Origin of the sequence: Aeromonas sp. 96A, from assembly GCF_051919165.1 — a bacterium.
GTDB classification, from domain to species: Bacteria; Pseudomonadota; Gammaproteobacteria; order Enterobacterales; family Aeromonadaceae; genus Aeromonas; species Aeromonas veronii.
In genome coordinates this window covers 3,588,544-3,611,041 of sequence record NZ_JBQBFE010000001.1, presented here as the reverse complement: position 1 = coordinate 3,611,041, position 22,498 = coordinate 3,588,544, and the positions used below count along the sequence as shown (strand labels likewise).

The following is a 22,498-nucleotide window of genomic DNA, read 5'->3' as shown; positions in this document are numbered from 1 at the left end:
ATCAGGATGAAACATCTCGTACTTACTTTGGCGCTGCTGCCATCTCTGGTCTTTGCTCACAACTTCAAGGATGGCAACCCGGTGCCGCTGGTCAATGTCAGCGACAAGGGTGAGCTGGTACTGAATGGCAAGGAGATCGGCTACCAGCCGTGGCAGAGCACCTCGCTCACCGGCAAGGTATTTCTGATCCAGCATATTGCCGGCCGCTCCAGTGCCAAGGAGCTGAACGCCCCGATGATCGAGGCGATCAAGGCCGCCAAACTGCCGCAAGACAAGTACCAGACCGTTACCGTCATCAACAGCAATGACGCCATCTGGGGCACCTCCGGCTTCGTGAAGAGCAGTGCCGAGGACAGCAAGAAAGAGTTCCCCTGGTCCGCCATGGTGCTGGATGCCAAGGGCATGGCGCGCAACGCCTGGGATCTGACGCCGGAAAGCTCGGCGATCATCCTGCTGGATAAAGAGGGCAAGGTGCTGTTTGCCAAAGATGGCCAGCTCGATGCCAACAACATTGCTACCGTGATGGGGCTCATCAAGTCCCATCTCTAAGTCAGAGAGAAAGGGCGCTGATGGCGCCCTTTCCATAAGGGTCTATGGGTCGTATCAAGCTGAAAATCTGGATCTTGCTGCTGGGCTGGTTATGGCTGCAGCCTGCCCTTGCCCGGCACCAGTTTGAATCCGCCCTGCCCGGCCACGACGACCATCACTGTCTGGTCTGCGCCCTCCATCTGGATGGCAAGCAGGTCATCACCGCTACCCCCTATTGTTTCCCCAGTTCGACCTCTGTTTTGCCCGCTGTTGCAATCATGCAACGCTCGGCAAATACCGCCACGCTTCACAGCTATGCCATCCGTGCGCCGCCCGCCTCTGATTTTCTCTATCCCTTTGTTTAATTTCGCTATTTGTTTTGAAAAAGGATTAAAGATGAAAGCAGTTACTCTGTTGCTGGCCGCAGCGGCCTTTGGCGCACACGCAAATCACGACGAACACGAGAGCCACAGCCACGGCGCCCACGAGCATGGCCATGGCCACCTCAATCTGGTGGTCGATGGCGACCAGTTGATGATCGAACTGCAGGCCCCCGCAGCCGATCTGGTGGGCTTCGAGCACGCCGCCAAGAGCGATGAAGAGAAGGCGCAGTATGCCAAAGCGGTCGCCCGCCTCCAGCAGCCTGATGCCCTGTTCCGCTTCGACCCGGCCGCTGGCTGCAAACTGACCCAGCAGGAGTTGCAAGCAGCCAAAGAAGATCACGGCCATGACCATGACCATGACCATGACCATGACAAGGCTGCCAGCGACAAACATGAAGACCACCATGATCATGACGAAGCGGGTCACGCCGATATGGGCGCCATGTACACCTACACCTGCGCCACGCCAGCCAAACTCACCGGCCTTGAAGCGACCCTGTTCAGCGTCTATCCGAGCCTTGAGAAGCTGAGCGTGCAGGGCATTCTGCCTACCGGCCAGACCGCTGGCGAGCTGACCCCGTCCGCCAACAAGCTGAGCTGGTAACGCCATGAAAAAAGCCGTGGTTGAGATCCGCGATCTGGCCTTTGCCTGGCCAGGTGGCGACGCTGTAGTCGATCTGCCCGCCCTCACCATCCGCGAGGGTGAGCGGGTCTTTATCAAGGGCCCGTCGGGCTCCGGCAAGTCGACCCTGCTCGGGTTGCTGGCCGGGATCCAGACCGCCAACCACGGCACCCTGGAGGTGCTGGGCCAACCATTGGCCCGGCTCTCTGGCCGTGCCCGTGACCACTTCCGGGCGGCCAATCTGGGTTATATCTTCCAGCAGTTCAATCTGCTGCCCTTTCTCTCGGTGCAGGACAACGTGACCGCTGCCCTCACCTTCTCTCCCGCCAAACGGGCCCGCCTGCAAGGGAGTCCGGAGCAGGAGGCGCGCCGTCTGCTGGCGGAGCTGCAACTGCCGGACGACGTACTGCATCGCCCCGTGCATGCCCTCAGCATTGGCCAGCAACAGCGGGTTGCCGCCGCGCGGGCGCTGATCGGTTCGCCGCCATTGGTGATCGCCGACGAACCCACCTCGGCCCTCGACACCGACAACCGGGCCGCCTTTATCAAGCTGTTGTTCGAGGAGTGCGACAAGCAGGGCTCGACCCTGATCTTCGTCAGTCACGACCCTTATCTCGAACCCCTGTTCCCGCGGGTCGAAAATCTGCAACAGCTCAACCGGAGGGCATCATGCTAAAACTCGCCCTGCAAAGTCTCTGGGCCCGCCGCCTCACCGCCGGGCTCACCCTGCTGGCCGTCGCCATCAGCGTCACCCTGCTGCTCGGGGTGGAACGGGTGCGCACCCAGGCCCGCGAAAGTTTCTCCAACACCGTCTCGGGGACCGATCTCATCGTCGGCGCCCGCTCCGGCCAGGTGAACCTGCTGCTCTACTCGGTGTTTCGCATCGGCAACCCCACCAACAACGTGGGGTGGGACTCCTATCAGGCCATCAAGCAGAAACCGGGCGTTGCCTGGACCATCCCGCTTTCGCTTGGTGACTCCCACAAGGGATTTCGGGTGCTCGGCACCAATGGCGACTACTTCACCCACCTGAAGTACGGTCAGCAACAGTCGCTGCAATTGCGGGAAGGGCGGCCATTCGACACGCCGTTTGAAGCGGTGCTCGGCGCCCAGGTGGCCGAGAAGCTCGGCTATCACCTCGACCAATCCATCGTCATCGCCCACGGCGCTGGCAACACCTCGTTCAGCCAGCACGACAACCTGCCATTCAAGGTGGTGGGTATTCTGGCGCCGACCGGCACGCCCATCGATCGCACCATCCATGTGCCGCTGGCGGGGATAGAGGCGATCCATCTCGGTTGGGACACCGGCCGCCACAGCAAGAACGTGACGCCGGAGCAGGCGCTGGCGCAGGATCTCACCCCGAAAACCATCACCGCCTTTATGGTGGGGCTGAGCAACCGCATTCTGGCGTTCCAGCTGCAACGCAGCGTCAACACCTATCCCAAAGAGCCGCTGATGGCGATCCTGCCGGGGGCCGCCCTGCAGGAGCTGTGGAGCCTGATGAGCGTGGCGGAAACCGCTCTCTCGGTCATCGCCGGTTTCGTGGTGGTAGCGGGCCTGATCGGCATGCTGACTACCCTGCTGGCGGGGCTTAACGAGCGGCGCCGGGAGCTCGCCATTTTGCGATCCCTCGGTGCCGGCCCCGCCCACCTGTTCCTGCTGCTGGCGCTGGAGGCCATGGCGCTGACCACGGTCGGTATCGCCCTCGGGGTCGCCGTGCTCTATCTGGGACAGGGGCTTGCCTCGCCCTGGCTGCTCAGCCACTATGGCCTGCAACTGAGTCTGGGGCTGCCGAGCGCCTATGAGTGGCAGTTGCTGGGGGTAGTCTGGCTGGCAGGCATGGTGATCGGCCTGCTCCCTGCCGCCCGCGCTTACCGCTACAGCCTGAGCGATGGCATGAGCATTCGCGTCTAGCGAGACGCCCAAAATAGAAACAGAAGGACAGATGATGAAGTGGAAAATTGTGGCGCTGCTCGCCAGCCTGCTGGTGCTGCCCGCCCTGGCCGCCGATTACAAGACCATCGACTGGGATGTGCTCATCCCGGAAGGGGAAAAACTGCTGCCACCGCCCCAGGTCAATCACGAAGATCCCATGTCGGTGCCGCAACCGGTGGGCGGGGTAAACAAGAAGCTGGACAACCAGGATGTGCGCATTCCGGGCTTCGTGGTGCCGCTGGAGGGGGATGCCAAGAAGATCACCGCCTTCCTGCTGGTACCCTACTTCGGCGCCTGCATCCATGTGCCGCCGCCCCCCACCAATCAGGTGATCTATGTGAGCTACCCCAAGGGTGCACCGGTGGATGATCTGTGGGATGCCATCTGGGTGAAGGGCAAGATGCGCACTGTCAGCTCCAGTCACGAGATGGCCACCGCCTCCTATTCGATGGAAGCGGTCGAGGTGAGTGTCTACGAGGAGTAATCCTTCCGTTGCAAAAAAAGCGGCCTCCACGGAGGCCGCTTTGTTATCTTGGCATCCCGGTTGGAGTAACATTCAGCTCCAGAACCTGTGCGAATGGAGTCAGCATGGCAGACCTCCCCCCCCCCGAAAAAAGAGAGTTCGATCCTGAGCAGCCAGGAGCAGACCCTGCGTCTGGCCCGCAGTCGCGGTATCGACGGCATGCTCACCCGCAACACCGACAGCACCTTCGAACAGCGCGCCACCTTTCGCCATCTGGCGGATCAGGCCGCCCGCCAGCGCAATCTGGAAGCCATCATGGTGATGGCCTCCCGCCACTGCGAAGAGACCGCGGCCGGCGGCGAGATGGACAGCGACTGGCTGACCCGCTTCCTGCAACTGGCGGAAGATATCAGCATGGTGCCGATGCAGCAGCTGTGGGGGCGGATCTTCGCGCTGGAAGTCGCCACGCCGGGCCGCTTCTCCATTCGGGCGCTCGCCACCCTCAAAGAGATGACCCAGCGCGAGGCCCAGCTGTTTCAGCGCATCTGTTCACTGACTTGCCACTACACAGGCAGCGACGAGCAGCGACTGCTGCTGGGGCTGCACAAGGGGGCCACCCTGCTGAGTCGCGCCAAAGCAACGCGGCTTGGCCTTGGCAAATACCGACTGCCCTACAATGCCCTGCTGCAACTGTTCGAGCTGGGGCTACTGCATCGCGCCGAGCTGGAGTCCGGCCCGCTGCCCGCCGATGGGGTCGAGCTGGAGTTCGGCAACCAGCGCTGGCGGCTGCAGTGCAAGCAGAACAACATCACCCTGCTCTACTACCGCCTCACCCCGGTGGGCAACGAGCTCGCCCAGCTGCTGCAAGAGTCGCCGCTGGAGGAGTATCTGCAGGATCTGAAAACCGTGCTGGTGCAGGGTATCCAGATTGAAGTGATGCAGCTCGTCAGCCCCCCCTCCGCACCAGCTCCCGACCCTCTCCCCTGATCTCTGGCGGGGCAGCGGATGCCCCGTCGGTTCATGGATCCTTCGCATCCAGCTGCTGGCTCCAAGCTTATGGACTTGTCCAGAATAGGTTGCAAATTGCAGATGCCGCAGAGGCATACCCCGTCAGCTCCGTTGCATATTGCAAACAACCGCGCGTTTTTCCTCTCCAAACCTCGCTAATAACACATCAATCATTAGTTTTTGCCAGCTGGCCCGTCCTTTGCACATGTCTTGATGCAGAACAAAATTTAACCACCACAGCTCGGGAGCAAGGCCATGAGAATCAATCAACCGGTTACCCAAAGAGAACGTCTCTATCCAGACCACCAGAGCCTGATCTCCACCACGGATCTGGAGAGCCGCATCACCTACGCCAACGATGAGTTCTGCGATATTGCAGGCTTCTCGCTCGACGAGCTGAAGGGGGAACACCACAATCTGGTGCGCCACCCAGATATGCCGAAACAGGCCTTTGCCGATCTGTGGAACCATATCCGCGAAGGCAAGAGCTGGATGGGGCCGGTGAAAAATCGCTGCAAGAGTGGCGATCACTACTGGGTCAGCGCCTTTGTCACCCCCATCAAGGATGCCAGTGGCCGGGTGGTGGAGTATCAGTCTGTGCGCACCGCCCCGAGCGAGGAGATCAAACAGCGGGCCGAGAAGGTCTATGCCGACCTTCGCAACAACAAGCTGCCGCTGGCGCTCAAGTTGCCCACCTTCTCCCATACCCTGACCATCAACCTCTGTCTGCTGCTGAGCCTGCTCGCCATGTTTGCCCTGGGCTACAACCACGACATGAACTGGCAACTGGCGCTGGTCGCCCTGCCGCTGGCGATAGCGGCCATCACCCTGAATGCCCTCTCCCGCCGCCTCGGCAAGCTCAACAAGATGGCCCGCAGCCGCTTTGACAACCCGCTGATGCAGCTGCTCTACACCAACAAGGTGGACAACATCGCCGCCATCGAACTCTCGATGGTGATGAATCAGGCCGAGTTCAACGCCGTGCTGGCCCGCACCCAACAGACCTGCAGCAAGATCCTGCAGGCCGCCGAGGGGGATCTGCGCAACGCCGAGTCCATCACCGACAACCTGCAACAGCAGCAGGCCGAAACCAATCAGGTAGCGACCGCCGTGACCGAAATGTCGGAATCCATTCGCGAGGTGTCACAAAGTTCGACTGACTCCTCCAGCCTGCTGGATGAAACGGCCGTGCTGTTCAAGAGCGGCAACAGCAGCGTGGCCGAGACCGTGGCTGCCGTGGCGGGTATGAACAGCGAACTTATCACCTCCAAGAGCGTGATCAGTGCGCTGGTCGGCCACTGCCGCGATATCGACGGCATCCTCGATGTGATCAACAACATCGCCAACCAGACCAACCTGCTGGCCCTCAACGCCGCCATCGAAGCGGCCCGGGCTGGCGAAGCGGGTCGCGGCTTCTCGGTAGTGGCCGACGAGATCCGCACCCTCGCCATCAAGACCCAATCCTCGACCAGCGAGATCCAGAAGATGATCACCGAGCTGCAAAACAGCTCTGGTGAGGCTGAGCAAGCGATGGAGAAGGGCTGCCAGCTTGCCGACAGTTGCCAGCAGAAGGCCACCGCGACCGGCCACATACTCCAGCAAATCAACAACATGTTGCAGCAGGTCGCCTCCGGCAGCAGCCAGATTGCCCAGGCGGTGCAGGAGCAGTCCCACGTCACCGCCGAGATCAACCGCAACGTGCTCAGCATCAAGACCCTGGCCGATGACTCCAGCGTCGGCAGCCAGCATGCCGTGCACGGCATCACCCAGCTGGTCAACCAGTTGAGCGATCTCGACCGGCTGGTACGCCAGTTCCAGAAAGGGGCTCCGGCAAGCCAAAGCCGCTACGAAGTGGCCACCACCCGCGCCGTGCCGGTTCGCCAAGCCAGATAGCCACTACCCAAACAATCACCGCAGAAAAACCCTATGGACCTTTGGGCCCATAGGTTTTTTTAATGCCCGCCAACAAGATAGCGGCACTCTCGCTTCACTGTCCGATTTTCCCCTGCGCTGATGGGCCCAAGCGGTTGAGCGACCACATTCAAACCCATTACTGACTAATTTGTTGATCTTGCTCAGAAAATCGCCCGCTTGTGCTTTTCACCCCAGCTCCGTTCGGTAACATAGCAGCTTGGCAATCTCTCGTCGGAGTCAGCCATGAACCAAGCCAGAGCCAAAACGCAGGTAAAAAGCAGCAAACTGGAGGCTGAAATTCAGGGGCGGTAGCGTGGTTTTTGTCGGTTGGTGCAGAGCGCACCGAAGCCCAACAGACGAGATGCTTTTTCATACAGTAGTAACAGTGGCATAAAAAGAGGAAGTCAAGCGAATACGCCCAGCACGAGAAAGAAGCGGATAACATCATGATTTAATGATTATATTTACTTGGCGACAGTGAAAATGTTACGGAGTTATATGAAATGCTCTGCTAACGGATTAGTGCCGCCTTCCATCTAATCACTGTTAGATTTTTCTATGCACATACCATCTAGCCACGTATTTGAAGCTCTTTCAGAGAAAGGCGTTGACCAATTGCACCATGCGAACAGTGTTGCGACCGCATGCCAGTTCTTAAGGTCACGTGCGCTCCTATCCAGAGGCACGGTAGAGCGTCTTGGTATAACCCAAACGCCTCAGGAATCAGATGACATCGATCGCCGATACAGTATTTGGTTTGATGTATTTATCGACTCCGTTGATATTCATCATCGTGCGCGCCGTGCAAACGTATACGGCCCAGTGCTTTTCGTTTTCGATATTGGTCTAATAGATAGAACCGGCACCGGCCGACTATGGGTAACAAAACTAAATCCTACCAAATGGGCTGGTAAATCAGAAAAACAGCGCTGGTTCCAAGACAAGGACGATCTAGAAGAAAATTTTGTACTGGGACAATTCGATCAAATGGTTCTAGCCCGCCATAGTGGCGGAGAGCTTCCATTCAAGGGGCACTTGAGAAAAATAATACTTGATGACCCACGCCATGAAGACGACGAGGGAATAGATACATACAGTATGGCTGTAGGTGCTCTTCGGCTTGCAATGCAAGATGCGGGGCTTAATATTCCGATTGAGCGACGAGCTTGCAGGCAAGGTTGCATGTGCAGGCGATACTGGACGGAAGACGATGATCGAACCCTTAAGATGTTTAGCCCAAAAATCTAACCAGTGGTTCAAATCATTCACTACGCTCACTGGGTCGGGCTAAAGCCCGCCCCTTAACCAAACGTTATGTTTATTAAGAGGTAAGAATGAGGTTCTTAAATAAAAATAATATTATGTGGGTTTGCTTATTGGTACTAGTTTATTTGCTAAGCCATGGAATTGTTAACAGCGATATTGTTATTGATTATTATAAAGGAAGTCTTATCCCAGAGTTTACGGGGATGTTTTTAGAGTTGCTGATAATATTGGCTATATTTAATAAATGGCAAGAGAGAATTGATAACCAAAATAAAATAGATAAAGAGCGTGTCTTGCGGAAATATATAATATTTACAATCAATAAATTAAGGGCTTTTGACTCCATTCCAACTTCTTTCAGTTTTTATGGAGAAAATCATAATGAAAATCATGCTATTTTAAATAGCCTGAGAGATGAAGTTAGAGCTTTGTCTGGAAATGATGTGTATGAAAAGGTTGGTAATGATTTCAAAAAACATTGCAAAATTGATGTTGATGCTATCACGGCTCTATTGCCCGTGGCGGCGGATTTATCTAAAGAGCATTTTAAATCTTGGTCTAGATTAGTCTTTTTTGTGAAAAAGCTATCATTTGATGATGTGAATGAAGAAGATGTAAAAGAGTATATTATTAATTTAATAGAGTACATTCGGGATTTTGATGATGCATCATTTAAAAATAAAATCTATGACGGCGCAAAATAAACATAACAAACGCCTCAAGAGGGACTGTCAACGCGTGGCGTTTCCAGCCCGTAGGTTCAAATAGCGTAGCGTATTCGGACAATCGCGAATAACCGCGCCGAAATAACAATCCAGCTCCCTTTATCAAATGGCGCAACTCAACAACTACAAATAATTCCCCTGCCGCAGAGCGGCCAGCAACTCCTCCACCAACACCTCGACCGGCTTGCCGGCGTTCAGCAGATGGATTTCCGGCTGCTCCGGTGCCTCGTAGGCGGAGTCGATGCCGGTAAAGTTACGGATCTCCCCTGCCCGCGCCTTTTTATAGAGCCCCTTGGGATCGCGCTCTTCACAGATGGCGAGCGGCGCATCGACAAACACCTCGACAAACTCCCCTTCGCCCAAGAGATTTCGTACCAGCGCCCGCTCGGCACGGAACGGCGAGATAAAGGCGGTGAGCACGATAAGGCCCGCATCCACCATCAGTTTTGCCACCTCGCCAACCCGGCGGATATTCTCCTGCCGCGCGGCATCATCGAAACCAAGATCGCCACAGAGGCCGTGGCGCACATTGTCCCCATCCAGCAGATAGGTGTGCTTGCCTTGTGCCGCCAGCGCCTGTTCCAGCGCCCCCGCCAGGGTCGATTTGCCCGCCCCCGACAGCCCGGTAAACCAGATCACCAGCGGTTTTTGCCCTTTAAGCTCGGCCCGGCTCTGTTTGTCGACGGCATGCTTGTGCCACACGATATTACTCATCCCACACTCCTTGATTGGCGCTCACGCCTCAAAACTTAAACGGTCCGGCACCACGGGGAGCCGCCTCGGACTATCGGCCGACAACGTGCTGGTGCCATGGCATTGCTCATCCAACACTCCTTGCTTGGCGCTCACGCCTCAAAACTTAAACTGTCCGGCACCACGGGGAGCCGCTTCGGACTATCAGCCGCCAACGTGCTGATGCCATGGTATTGCTCACCCAACACGCCTTGATTGGCGCTCACGCCTTAAAACGGAAACAGCAGGGGCACCATCACAATCACCCCGAGGCTATAGGCCAGCGAGACCGGCAGGGCCAGCTTGAGGTAGTCCGGCATCTTGTAGTTGCCCGCGGCATAGACCATCAGGTTGGTCTGGTAGCCGTAGGGCAGGATAAAGCTGGAGCTCGCCCCGAACAGCACCGCCAGAATAAACGGCATGGTCGAGACATCCATGCTGAGCGCCAGCTGGTAACCCATGGGGAAGGCCAGCGCGGCGGCCGCGTTGTTGCTCATCAGCTCGGTCAGCACCAGCGTAAACACATAAATACCGATAAAGGCGATGATGGGGCTGGCACCGTTGAACTCCCCCATCAGCCAGTCGGCGATAAGCTTGGCCAGCCCGCTCTTTTCCAGCTGATCGGCGATGGCGAGCGCCCCGCCCACCACCAGCCAGATATCCAGCGGAAAGCGGCGGCGGATCTCGTCCAGAGTCAGAATGCGGGTAAGCAGCAGCGCCACCAGCATCAGCAGCAAGCCCTTGAACAGCGGCACCAGATCGAATACCGAGAGCGCCAACACCCCGAGAAACCCCAACACCACGGCAGCGCTGCGCTTGCCATCGAGACGGGTGGAGGCTTCCAGCCCGCTCACCACCACAAACTCCCGCCCCAGCGACTTGTTACGGGCAAACTGGGGGCCGGGGGCCAGCAGCAGGGTATCACCGGCGTGCAGTTCAATCTGGCCGAGGCCGCCGGTAAGCTGGGTTTCGCCGCGACGCACCGCCAGCACCACCGCATCGAAGTGGGTGCGAAATTCGGCATCCTTGATGGTCTGACCCACCAGCCGCGAGCTGTGGCTGACGATCACCTCCACCAGATGCTGGCCATTAAGGCGGTGCTGGCCGTAGAGATCCAGCCCCTTCATCTCCTGCAACACGCCGACGCTCTCCACATCGCCGCAAAACAGCAGAACGTCCCCTTCGTGCAGCTCGTGTTCCGGCTGCACCGGGCAGATCACCTGCTCGCCGCGAATGATTTCCGCCAGATAGAGGCTTTTCAGGCTGCGCAGGCCGTTCTCCTTGACGCTGCACCCCGCCAGCGGCGAACCGGCGCCCACCTTGGCTTCGAGAAAGTAGCCGGATTCGCGGCTCATCTCGGTATCCTGCTCCGGCAGGTGACGGGCAAACAGCAGCACGGCCACCAGACCGGTCAGCAGGGTGCCCGCTCCCACCATAAAGAAGTCGAACATGCCGAGCGGCGGCGCCCCCATCTTGATGAGGAAGCTGTTGACGATCAGGTTGGTGGAGGTGCCGATGAGGGTCAGCACCCCGCCAAAGGTGGCCGCGAAGCACATGGGCAGCAGCAGTCGCGACGGCGCATGGTTGGGGTTGCGTTTGACCGCTCCCAGCATGGAGGCCACCACGGCGGTGTTGTTGACGAAGGCAGACAGGAAGGCGGTGGAGAACCACACCTTCACCAGCACCTTGTTGAATGAACCCGTGCCCACCAGATTGGCGAACCAGCTCATGATGCGGGTCTTCTCCACCGCCAGCGACACCAGCAGCAACAGCACCAGCGTCAACAGAGCACTGTTGGTGTAGCCCGCCACCACGGCGTTGATATCCGCCAACCCGCTCAGGTAGGTGATGAGCACGGCGCCCGAGAAGAGCAGCGCCGGGCGGAGTTTGCCCTGGATCAGCAGGGCCACGAGAGCAGCCAGCAGACCCAGCACCAGGAATTGTTGCCAGGTCATGGGCTTACTCCTTGCTTGTGTCGTTACCGATGGCAAGGACTTGCCAGTGCGGGAAGTGCTTGCGCACCAGCGCGTTGAGCTCGATTTCGAACTCGCTGTAGTGCCCTTTTACCGCTTTGGCGGCCAAGCCTTCCACTATCATGCCGGCGCCGACGGTGACGTTGGTCAGCCGGTCGATCAGGATAAAGCTGCCGGTATCACGGATCTCCTGATACGGGTCGAACGCCACCGGGTCGGTGAGGCTCAGCTCGCACAGGCCGATCTCGTTGAGCTTGAGCTCGCTTGCAGGCAACTCGTCCAGCTTGTTGATCTCGATGCGGTGGCGGATGGCCTCCACCTGACCGCGACTCTTCTTGGTGGCCAGCTTGACGTCGTAGACCCGACCCGGTTGCAGGGACTCCTCCCCCATCCAGACGATATGGGCCAGCACATTCTGGGTCACTTGCGGCCGCTTGGCGGCATCCACCAGCAAGTCGCCGCGGCTGATGTCGATCTCATCGGCAAAGGTGACCGTGATGGCCTGACCCGGCAGGGCGTACTCCAGATCCCCGTCGAAGGTGACGATGCGGGTCACTGTGCTCTCTTTGCCCGACGGCAGCACCGCCAGCTTGTCGCCCACCCGCAGGATGCCGGAGGCGAGCGTGCCCGCGAAGCCGCGAAAATCGAGGTTGGGGCGGTTCACATACTGCACCGGCAGGCGCACCGGATGGCGCTCCAGCTCGCGCTCAACCTCGGCGGTTTCAAGCAGGGAGAGCAGGGTTTCGCCCTGATACCAGGCCAGCTTGTCGCTCTGGTTGACCACGTTGTCGCCGTCCAGCGCCGAGACCGGCACGATATGGATTGTGTCGACGCTGAGCTTCTTGGCGAACTCGCGGTAATCGGCACTGATGCGCTCGAACACCTCCTGACTGAACTCCACCAGATCCATCTTGTTGACCGCCACCACGAACTGCTTGATGCCGAGCAGGCTCGCGATAAAGCTGTGGCGGCGGGTCTGATCCAGCACCCCCTTGCGGGCGTCGATCAGGATGATGGCCAGATCGCAGGTGGAAGCGCCGGTGGCCATGTTGCGGGTGTACTGCTCATGGCCCGGGGTATCCGAGATGATAAATTTGCGCTTGGCGGTGGAGAAATAGCGGTAGGCTACGTCGATGGTGATGCCCTGCTCGCGTTCCGCTTGCAGGCCGTCTACCAGCAGTGCCAAGTCCAGCTTCTCGCCGGTGGTGCCGAGCTTCTGGCTGTCGGACTCCAGTGCTTTGAGCTGATCTTCATAAATCTGCTGGGAGTCGTGCAGCAGGCGACCAATAAGGGTGCTCTTGCCGTCATCCACGCTGCCGCAGGTGAGAAAACGCAGCAGGCTCTTGTGCTGCTGGGCGTGCAGATAGGCTTCAATGCCCTGTTCGGTGATGGCGGTCTGAATATGGCTGTTCATGCTGACGACTCCTTAGAAATATCCCTGACGCTTCTTCTGCTCCATGGAGCCGGCCTGATCGTGGTCAATCAGCCGCCCTTGCCGCTCGCTCGAGGTGGTGAGCAGCATCTCTTCAATAATTTCCGGCAATGTGGTGGCATCGGATTCGATGGCCCCGGTCAGCGGGTAGCAGCCGAGGGTGCGGAAGCGCACCAGCTCCTGCTTCACCTCATCCTCGGCGGTCAGCGGCATGCGATCGTCATCCACCATGATCTTGATGCCGTTGCGCTCCACCACCGGACGGTAAGCGGCGAAGTAGAGCGGCACTATGTCGATCTTTTCCAGATAGATGTATTGCCAGATATCCAGCTCGGTCCAGTTGGAGAGCGGGAACACCCGGATGCTCTCCCCCTTGTTGACCTGGCTGTTGTAAACGCGCCACAGCTCCGGGCGCTGGTTCTTCGGATCCCAGCGGTGGGACTTGTCACGGAAGGAGTAGACCCGCTCCTTGGCGCGGGACTTCTCTTCATCGCGACGGGCGCCACCGAAGGCTGCGTCGAAGCCGTATTTGTTGAGCGCCTGCTTGAGCCCCTCGGTCTTCATGATGTCGGTGTGCTTGCCGCTGCCGTGCACAAAGGGGTTGATGCCCATGGCGAGGCCATCCGGGTTCTTGTGGACGATGAGATCCAACCCGTACTTTTTGGCGGTCTCGTCGCGGAACTTGATCATCTCCTTGAACTTCCAGTCGGTGTCGACGTGGAGCAAGGGGAACGGGATCTTGCCCGGATAGAAGGCCTTGCGGGCCAGGTGCAGCATGACGGAGGAGTCCTTGCCGATGGAGTACATCATCACCGGGTTTTCAAATTCGGCAGCCACCTCGCGGATGATATGGATGCTCTCGGCTTCCAGCTGCTGCAAGTGCGTCAATCTTTCACGGTCCATGTTGGTCCTCGGGTCATTGCTTATGCGCCTGCTCGGGGCGCTGGGTGGTTCAGTGCGCGGCCGCGCTGGCAGCCGCATCAAATATCTCTTTCCGGGTCAGGCCAGCTGCACCAGCTTGAGGTCGCAGCCATCGAGATCCGGGTTAGCGCGCAGCTGCTCGCCGCCCTGCTCTCCAAACCAGGCCAGCCGATCGCGCAGGGCGACCACTTCGCCGATGACGATAAGCGACGGGCTCACCGCCTGTTTGGCCAGCTCGGCCAGATCAGCCAAGGTGCCGGTCAGCACCCGCTGGCGGGATGTGGTGCCGCGCTCGATGATGGCGATGGGGGTGGCTTGGCTTCGGCCGTGATCCACCAACTGCTGCTGGATATGCTCGGAGCGCATCAGCCCCATGTAGATGACCAGGGTCTGACTGGTGGCGGCGAGCTGCTGCCAGTCGGGCTCCTTGCCCTCTTTTTGGCAGTGGCCGGTAATAAAGACGGCGCTCTGGGCGTAATCACGGTGAGTGAGCGGAATGCCGGCATAGGCGGTGGCACCGGCGGCGGCCGTGATGCCGGGTACCACCGAGAAGGGGACGCCTTCATCGGCCAGCACTTCCAGCTCCTCGCCACCCCGGCCAAACATAAAGGGATCGCCCCCCTTGAGCCGCACTACACGATTACCCGCCTTGGCGTACTCAACCAGCAGGCGATTGGTCTCCTCCTGCGGCACGCTGTGGGCTCCCGCCTTCTTGCCGACCGACACCAGAGTGGCATCGCGGCGCACCAGATCGAGGATCTCGGCGGAGACCAGCTGGTCGTAGAGCACCACTTCAGCCTGTTGAATCTGTTGCAGCGCCTTGAGGGTCAGCAGGCCAGGATCACCGGGACCCGCACCGACCAGCACCACCTCGCCCACTTCGCTTTTCGCCTGATCGAGGCCATCGCTCAGCCACTGCTCGGCCCCTTGCCAATCCTCTTTTTCAATCAGGCTGGCGAGGGTGTTGGAGGCAAAGGCGCGCTCCCAGAAACGGCGACGGTCGGAAATCGAGGAGAGCACCCGTTTGGCCTTGTCACGAACCCGGCCGGAGAGCTCGGTCAGCCCGCCGAGATGGCGCGGCAGCAGGCTCTCCAGCCGCTCACGCAATAGGCGCACCAGCACCGGCGCCTTGCCACCGCTGGAGACCGCCACCATCAGCGGCGAGCGATCGATGATCGAGGGGAAGATAAAGCTGGAGCGTTTGGGGTCATCCACCACGTTGACGAACAGACCCAGCTGGTTGGCACTCTGATAAACCAGCGCATTGACTTCGAGATTGTCTGTAGCGGCAACGACCAGGATCTGGCCTGCCAGATGGGCCGGGGTGAAACGCTCCGCCAGATGGGTGAAACGACCGGTGAATTCCGCAAATTCCGGTTCAAGTTCCGGGGAGACCAGGGTCAGCCGGGCAGCGGCCGCCAGCAGCAGGCGCGCCTTGCGCAGGGCAACCTCGCCCCCGCCCACCAGCAGTACCGGGCGGCCTTCCAACTTGGCAAACATAGGTAAATAATCCATTTCGGCCCATCCCTCGGAACACGACTAATATGGGGCGACTATAGGCAGGACAGCTTATCCCTCAAAATAATAAAAAATGCTTTTTAATGCGTTTTGGTAATTAGCAAAGCCCATTCATGACAAAGGCGTACAAAGTCACTTGTGGTACCTGACGCCAGACCATAGGCTAGGGACTGTGTTTCATAAGGAGCTAAATGATGAATGAATCATTGATTGTGCTAGGGATTTTCGTGTTCCTGGTGCTCGCCACCCTGAGCGCGGGCATCAAGATAGTGCCCCAGGGCTACAACTGGACGGTGGAGCGCTTCGGCCGCTACACCCGCACCCTGACCCCGGGCCTCAACCTGCTGATCCCCTACGTGGATCGGGTCGGCCACAAGATCATCATGATGGAGCAGGTGCTGGATATCCCGGCACAAGAGGTGATCTCCCGCGACAACGCCAACGTCACCATCGACGCCATCAGCTTTGTGCAGGTGGTGGATGCCCGCAAAGCGGGTTACGAGGTCAACGATCTCACCAGCGCCATCCGCAATCTCACCATGACCAACATGCGCACCGTGCTCGGCGCCATGGAGCTGGACGAGATGCTCTCCCAGCGCGACACCATCAACGAGAAACTGCTGCGCACCATGGATGCCGCCACCGCCCCCTGGGGTATCAAAGTGACCCGCATCGAGATTAAAGATGTGCGCCCGCCGCTGGCACTGGTCGAGGCGATGAACGCCCAGATGAAGGCCGAGCGCCAGAAACGGGCCGAGGTACTGGAAGCCGAAGGGGTGCGCCAGTCCAAGATCCTGAAAGCGGAAGGCGAGAAGCAGTCCCAGATCCTCAAAGCCGAAGGTGAACGTCAGGCTGCCTTCCTCGCAGCCGAAGCGCGAGAGAGGGCTGCCGAGGCGGAAGCCAAGGCGACTCATATGGTCTCCCAGGCAATTGCGGAAGGAGACCTGCAGGCCATCAACTACTTCGTGGCTCAGAAATATACCGAGGCACTGGCCCGCATCGGTGAAGGCCCCAACAGCAAGATCATCATGATGCCGCTGGAAGCAGGCAGCCTGATTGGCTCTGTGGCTGGTATGGCCGAGCTGTTCAACAAAGATGGCAAGGGCAGCAAGTCATGACAGCCCTGTTAGAGGGGCTGACCCACTGGCACTGGCTGGGACTCGGCTTCATTCTGCTGGCCATCGAGGTGCTCGGCTCGGTGGGCTTTTTGCTCTGGACCGGCATCGCCGCGCTGGAAGTGGGGCTACTGCTGCTGATCTGGCCCTTTGGCTGGCAGGCGCAGTTGCTGCTGTTTGCGGTGCAATCCCTGCTCACCACCTGGGCCTGGTGGCGCTGGCAGCACCAGCGTGACAACTCGGGTCAGGATGCCGCCAGCACCATCAACGAGCGGATGCAGAGCTATATGGGCCGCGAGCTGACCCTGCTGGATGATGTGACTCAGGGCACCAGTCGGGTGCATCTGGACGACACAGTCTGGACGGTGCGCTGCGACGAGTCGCTGCCAGCTGGCAGCAAGGTCAGGGTGGTGGGGGCCGACTCCCACATCCTGCTGGTTGAACCCCGCAACTGACGCAACTCTGCCATCGAGTCATAAAAAAGCCCGCGATCGCTCGCGGGCTTTTGTCTCTCTGGCAACGACTCAGGTACGCAGCCGATCGAGCTGACTGGCGAGCGCCGTGGCCGCTTGCTCCAGCGCTTCGCTCAGCTGATGGCTGGAGCTGGCCTCCTGCCCGATCACGTTGGCGGTATCACCAATCCGCATCAAATTCTTGTTGATATCATCACTGACGGCGCTCTGCTGCTCTGCGGCGGTAGCCACCTGACTGATGTGGTCGTGGATCTGCTGGATCTGGGCCACCACCCGATTGAGTGCCTCGAACGCCTGCTCGGTACCCTGCACCGTGGTGGTGGAGCGCTCGATGCCGGTATTCATCAGACGCTGGCTGCTGCTCACCTCGGTCTGCAAACTGCCAATCAGCTGGCCAATCTCATCGGTCGATTCACGAGTCTTGTTGGCCAGCGCCCGCACCTCATCCGCCACCACTGCAAAGCCGCGGCCCATGTCCCCTGCCCGCGCCGCTTCGATGGCGGCGTTGAGGGCCAGCAGGTTGGTCTGCTCGGCAATGGCGCGGATCACATCGAGGATCCGGCTGATATTGGTGCTGCGCTGGGCCACCAGCGCCACCGCTTTATCCGCCTCATGCATATCGCCAACCAGAGTATGGATCTCGTTGCGGGCATTGCTGAGGGTCTGCTGGGCGGTATTGATGTGGTGGGTCGCCGCTTCCGACTCCTGCGCTGCCTGCTCGGCATAACCCGCCACGCTGACTGCCGTGGTGCTCATCTGATGCATGGCGCTCACTACGCTCTCCAGCTCCAGATTCTGCTCGTCCAGACTGCTGCGCATGGTGTCGGCGGTATGTTTCATCTCCCGCGCCTGCTGGTAGACCTGCTGACCAATCCCCTTGCTCATTTGCACCATGCCCCGCAGCTTGCCGAGGAAGGCATTGAGCTGGGAACCCAGATCGATCAGCTCCTGATGGGTGTCGATCTCCATCTGCTGGGTCAGGTCCCCCTCGTTGCTGGAGAGATGGCCCACATGGCGGCTGATAAGGGAAAGCGGCGCTGTGATGGTCTGGATAAACCAGACCAGCAGCCCCAGCACCAACAGGGTGATACCGCCCATGGCGATGATCTGCTGCCGCTGGCCATCCACCAGCAGGGCACCCAGCTCACTGCTGATGGCGTGCGCCTTGCCGAGCGCCAGCGCCTTGGGCACCTTGATCATCAACCACCACTGGGTATTGGCTGCCTCAACCCGGATGGGCTGATGAAGAATAAAGTCACTGTCGCTGCTGACCGGCTGACCGTCAGGCAGGGTCAGGCCCACCTCCTTGAGTGGACGGCCCAGCTTGTCGGCATAGCGGTTGCTGCCCACAATCAGCCCCATCTTGCTGACCAGGGTCACATCCGCCTTGTTGTCATAGAGGCTCTTGCCAAGGTTTTCAGCCAGTTGCTGGAAGATGGGCAGGTTCATATCCACCCCGGCCAGCCCGACAAACTTGCCGTCACGCAGCACGGGCACAGTCAGACTGGTCATCAGCATCTTGTTGCCCGGGTTGATTTCGTAGAGATAAGGCTCCATCAGGCAGGGCTGGCGGGTATCGCGACCACAGAGATACCACTCGCTGTTGCGAATGCCAAACTCGTTGAGGGAGGTATCAAACTTGGCCTCGCTGGCAGCAGCGTCCACCGCTTGCTGAGCGACGGCCCCTCCCTGATCCTTGGTGAAATAGACCTCCAGACTCCCCTTTCCTGCCACCGAGTGGCTGGCCCCGCCCAGCCAGTTGCCATCTTCGCCATCATAGCCATCCGGTTCAAACTGGGCATAAATGGAGCTGATCCCGCTCGCCTGCTGCAGGCTGCTGCCGAGCAGAGACTCCACTTGGGGTCGCGACAACCGCAGTTCCGGTTTGGCCATCCCGGCTTCAATCTGGGCGGTCACGGTCAGGGGGATCTGATAGGAGTTCTGCATCAGCGAGGCAATCTGGATGGCATAGCGCTCTGCCTGATACTGCAGGCTGCGGGAGACCTCCTCTTCCAGTGCATCGCTGGTCTGGGTCATCACCATGCTGCGAAGGGAACTGAACGAGGCCGATTGCAACAGGGTCATGGCCAGCCCGGTCAGCAGAAACAGTCCCATGGTAAGGCACAACAGCTTGAACTTGAGGGAACGTTGCTTCATGCGACAACTCCTTATGGCAGAATAACAACGATTTACTTGAGTATATTCGCCCACTTGCGCTTCACCCGATTTGTTGATGGGTTTGTGGCAGGCTTCTGGTTATAATTTTTGCCTTCCCGAGCGTTGATGGAACAGTCGCAATGAGCAATGCACTGAGCAGTGTCCCGCCGGTAGTCGCGATGGACTACCCCTTTCCGGCCAAACCTCTTCCCCTGAGTGCCGAGCAGAGAACGACCTTGACCACAGAAATCAAGGCGCTGCTCAAGGAGCGCAAGGCGGTACTGGTTGCCCACTACTACACGGATCCCGAGATCCAGGCGCTGGCCGAAGCCACCGGCGGTTTCGTCGGAGACTCACTGGAGATGGCCCGCTTTGGCCGCGATCATGAGGCACAAACCCTGATCGTCGCCGGGGTACGTTTCATGGGCGAGACCTCCAAGATCCTGAGCCCCCACAAGCGGGTGCTGATGCCGACCCTGGAGGCCGAATGCTCCCTCGATCTGGGCTGTCCCATCGAGCAGTTCTCAGCGTTTTGCGATGCCAACCCGGATCATACCGTGGTGGTCTACGCCAATACCTCGGCCGCCGTCAAAGCGCGGGCTGACTGGGTGGTGACCTCCAGCATTGCGCTAGAGATCGTCGAACACCTAGACAGTCTGGGTCACAAGATCATCTGGGGCCCGGATCGCCATCTGGGCGCCTATATCGAGAAGAAGACCGGGGCGCAGATGCTGCGCTGGCAGGGCCACTGCATCGTCCACGACGAGTTCAAGGCCCGTGCCCTGCGCGAGCTGAAAGAGCAGAATCCGGATGCCGCCGTGCTGGTTCATCCGGAATCCCCCGCCTCGGTGATCGAGCTGGCCGATGCGGTGGGCTCCACCAGTCAGCTGATCAAGGCAGCCAAGGAGCTGCCCCAGCAGAAGCTGATCGTGGCGACCGATCGGGGCATCTTCTACAAGATGCAGCAGGCCTGTCCGGAGAAAGAGATGGTGGAAGCACCGACCGGTGGCGATGGCGCCACCTGCCGCAGCTGCGCCCACTGCCCCTGGATGGCGATGAACGGTCTGGTGGCGATCAAGGAGGCGCTCACCGACGGTGCCGAGCGCCACGAGATCCATGTCGATGAAGATCTGCGGGTCAAAGCCTTGATCCCCCTCGATCGCATGCTCAATTTCGCCGCCGAACTCAAGCTCAAGACCCAGGGCAACGCCTGATTGCCGCCGTCACGAGATGCAAAGAGGGCTCCCGCGGGAGCCCTCTTTATTTATCTGAACCTCATCCTGATCAGATGATCACGGTAGAGAGACTGTGCTCATCATCCGGCGCAACGGTCACACCCGCCTCACCGGCGATGGCCGCTTCGACGCAGAGCATGGTGCGATAGCCATAGTCACTCATGTCGGCCATGGCGATGGCCCCTTCCAGCCAGGGGGTCCAGACCACCACGCTGTCGTGGTTGCCGCTCACAACCCGGGTCTCGCGCTCACCATCCTGCACGCTCACCAGCGCCTCTGGCTGCCAGTAGACCCGATCCAGCGGCCCGCTCAGGGTCAATGCACCCTGCTGCTTGGCATCCTGTCCGGTCAGCTTGTCGGCATAGGACTCGCCCAGACCGCTCACGCTCACCGCCTCTGGTGCGCTGATCTGCAAATAGGTGTGCAGCGCACCGCTATAGGTCAGCGGCTGGCTACCGGTGTTGCGAGTGGTCAGCACCAGCGAGAGCTCTTTGCCAACCAGCACATCCAGCTCCAGCTCGAAGGCGTGATCCCACAGGGCGCGGGTTGCGTCGCTGTCGCGCAGGGAGAGATGAACGAGCGTGCCATCGGCGTGATCGGAGACCCCGTCCAGCATCCAGAGGGTGGTACGGGCAAAACCGTGGGAGGGCTTGCCGCTACCGACGCGGGCGGGCGCCGGGCCAAACCAGGGCCAGCAGATCGGGATACCACCGCGAACAGGCTTGCTGCCATCCAGCACCGCCTTGTCACTCAGCCAGATGGAGGCCGGCTCGCCATGACGCTGATAGCTCAGCACATGGGCGCCAAACAGGCTGATCTCGGCCTTGGCATAGTCGTTATTAATGGTGAGAACCGGCAGACCGGCCGCATTGTTGGCAAGCTTGCAATTGGCTGTCAGGGGACGAATGGATTGCATGTGGACTCCTGTCATCAGGGGAAACCGAAAAACAAAAAGGCGGCCAATGGCCGCCTTTTTCAAGCTACGCGATTGCGCATCCCAAATTACTTGGAGATGTGAGCGATCAGGTCCAGAACTTTGCTGGAGTAGCCCATTTCGTTGTCGTACCAGGATACAACTTTAACGAATTTGTCGTTCAGCTGGATACCAGCCTTAGCGTCGAATACGGAGGTCTGACGCTCACCCAGGAAGTCGGTAGATACAACTTCGTCTTCGGTGTAGCCCAGAACGCCTTTCATAGCGCCTTCGGAAGCAGCTTTCATCGCTTCGCAGATTTCTGCGTAGGTGGCAGCTTTCTTCAGGTTAACGGTCAGGTCAACAACAGACACGTCCGGAGTCGGAACACGGAAAGCCATACCGGTCAGCAGGCCTTTCAGTTCCGGGATAACTACGCCAACAGCTTTGGCAGCACCGGTAGAGGACGGGATGATGTTCTGAGCCGCACCGCGGCCACCGCGCCAGTCTTTGGCAGACGGACCATCAACGGTCTTCTGGGTAGCAGTGGTAGCGTGAACGGTGGTCATCAGGCCAGACTCGATACCGAAGGTATCGTTCAGAACCTTGGCGATCGGTGCCAGGCAGTTGGTGGTGCAGGAAGCGTTGGAAACGATGTCCTGGCCAGCGTAGGTAGAGTCGTTAACACCCATTACGAACATCGGGGTAGCGTCTTTGGACGGGCCAGTCAGAACAACTTTCTTGGCACCAGCAGCGATGTGCTTACGAGCAGTCTCGTCGGTCAGGAACAGACCGGTAGCTTCAGCAACAACGTCAACACCGATTTCGCCCCACTTCAGGTTGGCCGGGTCACGCTCAGCGGTAACACGTACGGTTTTGCCGTTTACAACCAGGTTGCCGTCTTTAACTTCAACGGTACCGTTGAAACGACCGTGAGTTGAATCGTACTTCAGCATGTAAGCCATGTAGTCAACATCGATCAGGTCGTTGATACCAACAACTTCGATGTCTGCACGCTCGCAAGCCAGACGGAATACGAAACGACCGATACGGCCAAAACCGTTAATACCTACTTTGATAGTCATATTTAGTTACCTAACTGTTCAGTAGTCAAAGAAAATTCCGCTTGTAAATTTACTAGAACTCTCCGGTGAGTCAACCAACATTCTGTCTGAAATTGCG

20 protein-coding genes and 1 pseudogene are annotated in these 22,498 nt (G+C 59.0%); 13 read left to right on the top strand and 8 right to left on the bottom strand.

Features of this window, described 5'->3' with window-relative positions:
- The first annotated feature begins 6 nt into the window (after positions 1–6).
- The 10 genes and pseudogenes from ACTG2W_RS16820 to ACTG2W_RS16775 all read left to right on the top strand — a co-directional run bounded on the left by ACTG2W_RS16820 (position 7) and on the right by ACTG2W_RS16775 (position 8,826).
- Positions 7–549, top strand: coding sequence for a YtfJ family protein (locus ACTG2W_RS16820; protein ID WP_005335681.1), 543 nt, complete (start codon positions 7–9; stop codon positions 547–549).
- Positions 550–593: 44 nt separating this feature from the next.
- Positions 594–893 carry a DUF2607 family protein gene (locus ACTG2W_RS16815; RefSeq protein ID WP_106844391.1) on the top strand — a complete coding sequence of 100 codons (300 nt, stop codon included), beginning with the start codon at positions 594–596 and terminating at the stop codon, positions 891–893.
- A 31-nt stretch (positions 894–924) separates the two neighbouring features.
- Entirely contained in the window at positions 925–1,515 is a 591-nt protein-coding gene (locus ACTG2W_RS16810; RefSeq protein WP_106844392.1) for a DUF2796 domain-containing protein, read from the top strand.
- A 4-nt stretch (positions 1,516–1,519) separates the two neighbouring features.
- Positions 1,520–2,209: an ABC transporter ATP-binding protein gene (locus ACTG2W_RS16805; protein WP_106844393.1), complete on the top strand. Its 690-nt coding sequence runs from the start codon at positions 1,520–1,522 to the stop codon at positions 2,207–2,209.
- Positions 2,203–3,450, top strand: coding sequence for an ABC transporter permease (locus ACTG2W_RS16800; protein ID WP_042052401.1), 1,248 nt, complete (start codon positions 2,203–2,205; stop codon positions 3,448–3,450). The genes ACTG2W_RS16805 and ACTG2W_RS16800 overlap by 7 nt, the downstream gene beginning before the upstream one ends.
- A gap of 31 nt (positions 3,451–3,481) precedes the next feature.
- Positions 3,482–3,955 carry a DUF3299 domain-containing protein gene (locus ACTG2W_RS16795; protein WP_026034852.1) on the top strand — a complete coding sequence of 158 codons (474 nt, stop codon included), beginning with the start codon at positions 3,482–3,484 and terminating at the stop codon, positions 3,953–3,955.
- A gap of 104 nt (positions 3,956–4,059) precedes the next feature.
- Positions 4,060–4,921, top strand: a pseudogene (locus ACTG2W_RS16790) (TIGR03899 family protein).
- Between the two features lie 276 nt (positions 4,922–5,197).
- Positions 5,198–6,835, top strand: a complete 1,638-nt coding sequence (locus ACTG2W_RS16785) for a methyl-accepting chemotaxis protein (protein WP_106844394.1) — start codon at positions 5,198–5,200, stop codon at positions 6,833–6,835.
- Positions 6,836–7,414: 579 nt separating this feature from the next.
- Positions 7,415–8,104 carry a hypothetical protein gene (locus ACTG2W_RS16780; RefSeq protein ID WP_100645128.1) on the top strand — a complete coding sequence of 230 codons (690 nt, stop codon included), beginning with the start codon at positions 7,415–7,417 and terminating at the stop codon, positions 8,102–8,104.
- A gap of 86 nt (positions 8,105–8,190) precedes the next feature.
- On the top strand, positions 8,191–8,826 hold the full coding sequence (locus tag ACTG2W_RS16775; protein ID WP_106844395.1) for a hypothetical protein: 636 nt from the start codon (positions 8,191–8,193) through the stop codon (positions 8,824–8,826).
- A gap of 144 nt (positions 8,827–8,970) precedes the next feature.
- Here ACTG2W_RS16775 and cysC read toward each other — a convergent pair whose 3' ends face one another.
- The 5 genes from cysC to cysG all read right to left on the bottom strand — a co-directional run bounded on the left by cysC (position 8,971) and on the right by cysG (position 15,420).
- Complete coding sequence (gene cysC, locus ACTG2W_RS16770) at positions 8,971–9,561, bottom strand: adenylyl-sulfate kinase (RefSeq protein WP_106844396.1); 591 nt, start codon at positions 9,559–9,561, stop codon at positions 8,971–8,973.
- Between the two features lie 248 nt (positions 9,562–9,809).
- The gene (locus ACTG2W_RS16765) at positions 9,810–11,534 is read right to left on the bottom strand and encodes an SLC13 family permease (protein WP_439985337.1); all 1,725 of its coding nucleotides are present in this window, start codon (positions 11,532–11,534) and stop codon (positions 9,810–9,812) included.
- Positions 11,535–11,538: 4 nt separating this feature from the next.
- Positions 11,539–12,966 (bottom strand): sulfate adenylyltransferase subunit CysN, encoded by a 1,428-nt coding sequence (cysN, locus tag ACTG2W_RS16760; RefSeq protein WP_440016420.1) that lies wholly within the window; start codon positions 12,964–12,966, stop codon positions 11,539–11,541.
- Positions 12,967–12,978: 12 nt separating this feature from the next.
- Positions 12,979–13,911, bottom strand: a complete 933-nt coding sequence (cysD, locus tag ACTG2W_RS16755; protein ID WP_407704812.1) for a sulfate adenylyltransferase subunit CysD — start codon at positions 13,909–13,911, stop codon at positions 12,979–12,981.
- Positions 13,912–13,983: 72 nt separating this feature from the next.
- Positions 13,984–15,420, bottom strand: a complete 1,437-nt coding sequence (gene cysG / locus ACTG2W_RS16750) for a siroheme synthase CysG (protein WP_106844400.1) — start codon at positions 15,418–15,420, stop codon at positions 13,984–13,986.
- Between the two features lie 197 nt (positions 15,421–15,617).
- Here cysG and ACTG2W_RS16745 point away from each other — a divergent pair, with 197 nt between their 5' ends.
- Together ACTG2W_RS16745 and ACTG2W_RS16740 are read left to right on the top strand one after the other, a co-directional pair.
- Positions 15,618–16,541, top strand: coding sequence for an SPFH domain-containing protein (locus ACTG2W_RS16745; protein WP_005335703.1), 924 nt, complete (start codon positions 15,618–15,620; stop codon positions 16,539–16,541).
- Positions 16,538–16,993, top strand: coding sequence for an NfeD family protein (locus ACTG2W_RS16740; RefSeq protein WP_005335704.1), 456 nt, complete (start codon positions 16,538–16,540; stop codon positions 16,991–16,993). Before ACTG2W_RS16745 ends, ACTG2W_RS16740 begins: the two co-directional genes overlap by 4 nt.
- A gap of 69 nt (positions 16,994–17,062) precedes the next feature.
- Here ACTG2W_RS16740 and ACTG2W_RS16735 read toward each other — a convergent pair whose 3' ends face one another.
- A complete protein-coding gene (locus ACTG2W_RS16735; protein WP_106844401.1) occupies positions 17,063–19,168 on the bottom strand; it encodes a methyl-accepting chemotaxis protein in 2,106 nt (701 codons plus the stop codon).
- A 140-nt stretch (positions 19,169–19,308) separates the two neighbouring features.
- Here ACTG2W_RS16735 and nadA point away from each other — a divergent pair, with 140 nt between their 5' ends.
- Entirely contained in the window at positions 19,309–20,382 is a 1,074-nt protein-coding gene (gene nadA, locus ACTG2W_RS16730) for a quinolinate synthase NadA (RefSeq protein ID WP_005335706.1), read from the top strand.
- 70 nt (positions 20,383–20,452) lie between these two features.
- Here nadA and ACTG2W_RS16725 read toward each other — a convergent pair whose 3' ends face one another.
- Positions 20,453–21,319: a D-hexose-6-phosphate mutarotase gene (locus tag ACTG2W_RS16725; RefSeq protein WP_106844402.1), complete on the bottom strand. Its 867-nt coding sequence runs from the start codon at positions 21,317–21,319 to the stop codon at positions 20,453–20,455.
- 86 nt (positions 21,320–21,405) lie between these two features.
- Positions 21,406–22,401, bottom strand: a complete 996-nt coding sequence (gene gap, locus ACTG2W_RS16720) for a type I glyceraldehyde-3-phosphate dehydrogenase (protein ID WP_005335708.1) — start codon at positions 22,399–22,401, stop codon at positions 21,406–21,408.
- Between the last annotated feature and the right edge of the window lie 97 nt (positions 22,402–22,498).

Excerpts from the sequence above, each read along its gene's own strand:
- ACTG2W_RS16785 (WP_106844394.1), top strand. The coding sequence starts at position 5,198 with ATGAGAATCAATCAACCGGTTACCCAAAGAGAACGTCTCTATCCAGAC.
- ACTG2W_RS16810 (WP_106844392.1), top strand. The coding sequence starts at position 925 with ATGAAAGCAGTTACTCTGTTGCTGGCCGCAGCGGCCTTTGGCGCACAC.
- cysC (WP_106844396.1), bottom strand. The coding sequence starts at position 9,561 with ATGAGTAATATCGTGTGGCACAAGCATGCCGTCGACAAACAGAGCCGG.
- ACTG2W_RS16820 (WP_005335681.1), top strand. The coding sequence starts at position 7 with ATGAAACATCTCGTACTTACTTTGGCGCTGCTGCCATCTCTGGTCTTT.
- gap (WP_005335708.1), bottom strand. The coding sequence starts at position 22,401 with ATGACTATCAAAGTAGGTATTAACGGTTTTGGCCGTATCGGTCGTTTC.
- ACTG2W_RS16745 (WP_005335703.1), top strand. The coding sequence starts at position 15,618 with ATGAATGAATCATTGATTGTGCTAGGGATTTTCGTGTTCCTGGTGCTC.
- ACTG2W_RS16805 (WP_106844393.1), top strand. The coding sequence starts at position 1,520 with ATGAAAAAAGCCGTGGTTGAGATCCGCGATCTGGCCTTTGCCTGGCCA.
- cysG (WP_106844400.1), bottom strand. The coding sequence starts at position 15,420 with ATGGATTATTTACCTATGTTTGCCAAGTTGGAAGGCCGCCCGGTACTG.
- ACTG2W_RS16775 (WP_106844395.1), top strand. The coding sequence starts at position 8,191 with ATGAGGTTCTTAAATAAAAATAATATTATGTGGGTTTGCTTATTGGTA.
- ACTG2W_RS16740 (WP_005335704.1), top strand. The coding sequence starts at position 16,538 with ATGACAGCCCTGTTAGAGGGGCTGACCCACTGGCACTGGCTGGGACTC.
- nadA (WP_005335706.1), top strand. The coding sequence starts at position 19,309 with ATGAGCAATGCACTGAGCAGTGTCCCGCCGGTAGTCGCGATGGACTAC.
- ACTG2W_RS16815 (WP_106844391.1), top strand. The coding sequence starts at position 594 with ATGGGTCGTATCAAGCTGAAAATCTGGATCTTGCTGCTGGGCTGGTTA.
- ACTG2W_RS16780 (WP_100645128.1), top strand. The coding sequence starts at position 7,415 with ATGCACATACCATCTAGCCACGTATTTGAAGCTCTTTCAGAGAAAGGC.
- ACTG2W_RS16800 (WP_042052401.1), top strand. The coding sequence starts at position 2,203 with ATGCTAAAACTCGCCCTGCAAAGTCTCTGGGCCCGCCGCCTCACCGCC.
- ACTG2W_RS16765 (WP_439985337.1), bottom strand. The coding sequence starts at position 11,534 with ATGACCTGGCAACAATTCCTGGTGCTGGGTCTGCTGGCTGCTCTCGTG.
- ACTG2W_RS16795 (WP_026034852.1), top strand. The coding sequence starts at position 3,482 with ATGATGAAGTGGAAAATTGTGGCGCTGCTCGCCAGCCTGCTGGTGCTG.
- cysN (WP_440016420.1), bottom strand. The coding sequence starts at position 12,966 with ATGAACAGCCATATTCAGACCGCCATCACCGAACAGGGCATTGAAGCC.
- ACTG2W_RS16735 (WP_106844401.1), bottom strand. The coding sequence starts at position 19,168 with ATGAAGCAACGTTCCCTCAAGTTCAAGCTGTTGTGCCTTACCATGGGA.
- ACTG2W_RS16725 (WP_106844402.1), bottom strand. The coding sequence starts at position 21,319 with ATGCAATCCATTCGTCCCCTGACAGCCAATTGCAAGCTTGCCAACAAT.